The sequence below is a fragment of the Bacteroides muris (ex Fokt et al. 2023) genome, assembly GCF_024704895.1.
GTDB classification, from domain to species: Bacteria; Bacteroidota; Bacteroidia; order Bacteroidales; family Bacteroidaceae; genus Bacteroides; species Bacteroides muris.
Genome location: NZ_JAMZEE010000112.1, coordinates 1 through 635, shown reverse-complemented (window position 1 = coordinate 635; position 635 = coordinate 1). Strand labels below are relative to the sequence as shown.

The following is a 635-nucleotide window of genomic DNA, read 5'->3' as shown; positions in this document are numbered from 1 at the left end:
GGGCAAGAGATTGGAAAGAAAAATGAACAGCCTAATAAAGACTTATGAAATGGGAATTTTCTTTTCCTTGGCATGAGAACCAACAACATATTCTGCGGCTACCGCTTTCATAGAAATAATCTGGTTGGCGTTTCCAGCAACATTAGATATGGCATACAGCATGAGATAGCCACCGGAATGGTTATCCCTCATGCTGTTTATATAAAAACTGAAAGTATTGTCATCATCAACGTAACATATAACATAGTTACATATTGATAAAAAGTAATTTTCTTTGGAAAGATCACCATTAGAAAAATTGTTATCCCAAAACTTAATGTTAACAGAGAAATTTTCATTACCCATATGATTTTGGTTAAAACCTATAGAACATTGTAACCGTATGGCACAATATTGCGCCACACTTATTTTAGTTTTAACGATGAAGCCTTTTACTTTGTCAATAAAAGGAGTAGGATACAATTTTGGAAATATGCCTCCTATTAATGTATTCATAATATTTACCAAATCACTCTTCTTAATCTTAACCTGTGAACCATTAGATGACTCTGCATAGATGTACGCTACATCCGTCACTGTCTGGAACTGGTTCATCTTTATATCTTGCTCTGCCATACCTTGTACGTTTAAGGGGC

The 635-nt window shown here is 34.6% G+C and carries 1 pseudogene; it reads right to left on the bottom strand.

Annotated features, from left to right (window positions below):
- Window positions 1–42 precede the first annotated feature (42 nt).
- Window positions 43–635, bottom strand: a pseudogene (locus tag M1B78_RS18475) (hypothetical protein); the annotation flags it as partial.